This window comes from Jatrophihabitans sp. (assembly GCF_046262535.1).
Classification (GTDB): Bacteria; Actinomycetota; Actinomycetes; order Mycobacteriales; family Jatrophihabitantaceae; genus Jatrophihabitans.
The window spans coordinates 1-4,328 of record NZ_JBHEMO010000047.1 but is presented as its reverse complement, the minus strand read 5'-3'; the positions used below and the strand labels follow the sequence as shown (position 1 = coordinate 4,328).

5 protein-coding genes are annotated in these 4,328 nt (G+C 68.9%); all 5 read left to right on the top strand.

Features of this window, described 5'->3' with window-relative positions; translation table 11 throughout:
- Window positions 1-148 precede the first annotated feature (148 nt).
- Window positions 149-1,612, top strand: a complete 1,464-nt coding sequence (locus tag ABR571_RS07455) for a flavin-containing monooxygenase (protein ID WP_409452556.1) — start codon at window positions 149-151, stop codon at window positions 1,610-1,612.
- Window positions 1,613-1,658: 46 nt separating this feature from the next.
- Window positions 1,659-2,303, top strand: coding sequence for a sensor domain-containing protein (locus ABR571_RS07450; RefSeq protein ID WP_409452555.1), 645 nt, complete (start codon window positions 1,659-1,661; stop codon window positions 2,301-2,303).
- 29 nt (window positions 2,304-2,332) lie between these two features.
- Entirely contained in the window at window positions 2,333-3,007 is a 675-nt protein-coding gene (locus ABR571_RS07445) for a hypothetical protein (protein WP_409452554.1), read from the top strand.
- A 20-nt stretch (window positions 3,008-3,027) separates the two neighbouring features.
- On the top strand, window positions 3,028-3,414 hold the full coding sequence (locus ABR571_RS07440) for a PaaI family thioesterase (RefSeq protein WP_409452553.1): 387 nt from the start codon (window positions 3,028-3,030) through the stop codon (window positions 3,412-3,414).
- Between the two features lie 56 nt (window positions 3,415-3,470).
- Window positions 3,471-4,328 (top strand): citrate/2-methylcitrate synthase (locus ABR571_RS07435; RefSeq protein ID WP_409452552.1); only part of this gene is annotated, 858 nt, incomplete at its 3' end.

The following is a 4,328-nucleotide window of genomic DNA, read 5'->3' as shown; positions in this document are numbered from 1 at the left end:
CCAGTCGGCCGCGTCGCGGCGGCCGCCCGCCGCCAGAACCGACGTCACCCAGGTCGCCACCGCCGTCATCTCGTCCACATCCGAGTGCCTACACCGACGAGGGTGAGGACGGCACGCCTGGGATACCGTCGGCGCGACGGGCAGATCAATGGAGGCGCTGATGGCGGTCGAGCACGTCGACGTCCTGATCGTCGGCGCGGGCGTGGCTGGCATCGGCGCGGCCTGTCACCTCACCCGCGCGTCGCCGGGCAAGCGCTACCTGATCCTCGAGCGGCGGGAACGGATCGGCGGGACGTGGGACCTATTCCGTTATCCCGGTATCCGCTCGGACTCGGACATGCTCACGTTCGGCTACAACTTCCGGCCGTGGACCCAGACGAGGGTTCTCGCCGACGGAGCCTCGATCCGCCGGTATGTCGTCGACACCGCTGCCGAGTACGGCGTCAGCCAGCACATCCGGCACGGCATCGACGTCGTCAAGGCCTCCTGGTCGACCGAAGCAGGGAGATGGACTCTCGACGCCCGTGACGCCGCGACCGGGCGCCCGAAGCGCTTCACTGCCAACTTCCTGATGGCCTGCACCGGTTATTACGACTACGAAGCGGGATTCCGCCCGGCCTTCCCCGACGAGGACGCCTTTCCCGGACCGATCGTGCACCCCCAGCACTGGCCCGAGGACCTCGACTACCGCGGCAAACGGGTGGTGATCATCGGCAGCGGGGCCACCGCGGTCACGCTCGTACCGGCCATCGCCGAGGACGCCGCCCACGTCACCATGCTCCAGCGCTCCCCCACCTACATCGCGTCCCTGCCGGCCCGCGACACGCTAGCCGAGCGTCTACGCCGCTACCTGCCGGCCGACGTCGTATACCGGCTGGCCCGCCGCCGCAACCTCGCCTTCCAGCGAGCGATGTTCCGGCTGTCTCGCAAGCGGCCCGAGATCGTGCGCCGCATGATCCTGAGGGCCGCCGAGCGCCAGCTGCACGGCCACTCGGACATCAAGCACTTCACGCCGACATACCAACCCTGGGACCAGCGGTTGTGCGTCGCACCGGATGGTGATCTGTTCCGTGCCATCCGCACCGGCCGCGCCGATGTCGTCACCGACCGGATCAGGCGGTTCACGACGACCGGGATCGAACTCGAGTCCGGCGCTGAACTCCATGCCGACGTCATCGTCACGGCCACCGGCCTGAACGTTCAGATGCTCGGTGGCGCCCAGCTCGAGGTCGACGGCGAGCCGGTGGCGCTGAACCAGCGGGTCACCTACAAGGGCGTCCTGCTCGAGGGCGTTCCCAACGCGAGCGTGGTCTTCGGGTACACGAACGCGGCGTGGACGTTGAAGGCCGATCTCGCCGCTGAGTACACCTGCCGGCTGCTGAACCACATGGACGCGCACGGCTACCGCCAAGCCGTCGCCCACGCCGGGGATTCCGACCGTGGGCCGGACTCGGCCCTCGCGTCGCTGAACTCCGGCTATGTGCGGCGCGGCAACGACCGGCTGCCGCGGCAGGGCACCCGTGGCCCCTGGCGGATCACCAACGACTACCGCCGTGACCTGCCGATGCTGCGCCGGGCGCCGATCGATGACGGCGTGCTGCAGTTCAAGTAGAGATAACTCCACTGCGCGGGCGGGACCGGAGGCCGAGGATCGTTCCATGGCCAATCTGGTGGACGTCCTGCCGTCCCAGCCGATCCCGGCTCCGCGCCGTCCCCCGCTTCGACTGTTCCTGCTCGGCCGCTCCGCGGTCGTCATGGTGACGTCGACGTTCGGCGTCGTGTTGTTCACGCTCTGGATCACGCTGGTGGCGATCTCGCCGCTCACCGTCCTGGCCGCCCTCATACTGCCGGCGACGTCGCTCGTTCGGTGGTACGCCGACCTCCGCCGGCGCGGCGCCCAACGGCTGCTCGGCTCCCCGGTTCGCGGCTCGTACCGCCCGGCGGCGAGCACCGGAGTCGTCGCTCGGGTTTGGGCGATCGAGCGGGACCCGGCCAGTTGGCGCGATGCCGCCTGGTGCCTCATGCACGCGGTCCTGGGCTGCGTGACGTCGACGCTGTCGTTCTCACTGTTCGCCGGCGGGGTGTTTTACCTCAGCTATCCGTTCCTGTACTGGGTGACGCCGGACAAGGTGTTCCGGCAGCCGTTCGGTGATCAGTGGACGCTGCACTCCGTGGGCGAGTCGACCGCGGTGATGCCGGCGGCGCTCGTGTGCTTCGCGTTGTGGTTCGCGCTGGTCATCCCGCTCGCCCGGGCCGAGGTGTCGCTCACGAGGTCGCTGCTCGGCGCGCGACCCGACCGTTGACGGAAGATCGCTTTGGGTACCCAGTTGGCGTGCCGATCCGGTTTCTCGCCAGCGCAGCTGTCCTCGGTCTGCTCGCCGCCTGTTCGTCGGGCAAACCGCAGCGGGTCGTGACCGTCACCGTCCCTCCGTCGTCTTCGCCGAGGGCGCCCTCGACCGGTTCGTCCACCGCCGGCGCGGGCACCACGACGCCCGGTCCGTCGACCAGCCCCGGACGCCCGTTGACCAAGCTCAGCGGCACCTGCGACACGCTGCTGCCCGACACGTCGATCGATGCGGTCATCGGCGGTCCGCCGCTGGCCGGCGTGGACGCCTTCATCGTCGGGAAGCCGGAGCCGACCATTGGGCGGCTCGCCTACCTGAACTGCCGGTATGGGGTCACCGGCTCCGGGGCCACGGCGAAGGCGAAGATCGAGATCGGAGTCAGCCTGTACTCCTCACCCGAGAAGGCAGCGAGCCGCATCGCCACGACGGTCGACGACTACACCGCCCACGGGGCGTCCGGCCGGCCGACGACCGTGGACGGGCAGACCGCGACGATCCTGACCGGCGGCGTCGGCACCGACTACGAGGACCCCCTACTCGTCGTTGCGTCCGGACAGCGGACCGTCGCGGTCAATATCGACCCGTCCGCCGAGTCGGGCGCAAAGGCGACCGACGACGCCGCGTCACTTGCAACCCTGGCCCTCAAGGGCACCGGCGGCTGACCGCGCGCTACGGTCGCGGAATGCTGGACGACGTCGTGCACACCGGCCTGAACAAGGCTCTCGGCTTCACCCTGGACGAGGCGGGACCCGACCGTGTGGTGATGAGCTGGACGGTTGGCCCGCAGCACCTCCAGCCGTATGGGATCGTGCACGGCGGTGTCTACAGCGCGGTCGTGGAGGCCAGCGCGAGCGTCGGCGCGGCGCTGTGGTTCGGCGAGCGCGGGAAGGTCGTCGGCGCCGCGAACCACACGAATTTCCTGCGCGCGGTCCGCGAGGGACGCCTTGTCGCCACCGCCACGCCGATCCACCGTGGCCGCAGCCAGCAGCTGTGGCAGGTCGAGGTGATCGACGAGGCCGACCGGCTCGTGGCCCGCGGCGAGGTCCGTCTGCAGAACCTCACCGAGTGATCGGCCGTACTCCGCAGTAGGGTCGGGTTCCAGACCGCCGTGCCGAGAGGGGTTCCATGTCCGAGGCTGCCGCTCCCGTCGTCCTGACCGCCGCCGGTTCCGATCCGCTGGAGCTAGCGGTCCGCCCGGCCGCCGAAGGATCCGCCGGTGCCGACATCGGCAAGTTGTTGTCGTCCACGGGGCTGGTCACCTACGACCCCGGATTCGCCAACACCGCGTCGTGCTCGTCGGCGATCACCTACATCGACGGCGACGCCGGCATCCTGCGCTACCGCGGCTACCCGATCGACGAGCTGGCCGAGAACTCCACGTTCATCGAGGTCAGCTACCTTCTCATCCACGGCGAACTGCCCACGGCAGATCAGCTGGCTGCCTTCGAGGACAACATCCGCCGGCACACGCTGTTGCACGAGGACATGAAGCGCTTCTTCGACGGCTTCCCGAGCGACGCCCACCCCATGCCGGTGCTGTCCTCGGCGGTCTCGGCGTTGTCCACCTTCTACCAGGACTTCCTCGACCCCTTCGACAAAGAGGACTTCGAGCTCTCCACCTACCGGTTGATGGCCAAGCTGCCCACCATCGCCGCGTACGCCTACAAGAAAAGCGTCGGCCAGCCGTTCCTCTATCCGGACAACTCGCTGGGGCTGGTCGAAAACTTCCTGCGCATGACGTTCGGACTGCCGGCCGAGCCCTACGACGTGGACCCGGCGGTCGCCAAGGCTCTGGACCGGTTGTTCATCCTGCACGCCGACCATGAGCAGAACTGCTCGACATCGACGGTGCGTCTCGTCGGGTCGTCGCAGGCCAATCTGTTCGCCTCCGTGTCGGCCGGCATCAACGCCCTCTACGGCCCGTTGCACGGCGGCGCGAACCAGTCCGTGCTGGAGATGCTGGAGCAGGTCCGGGCTCAGGGC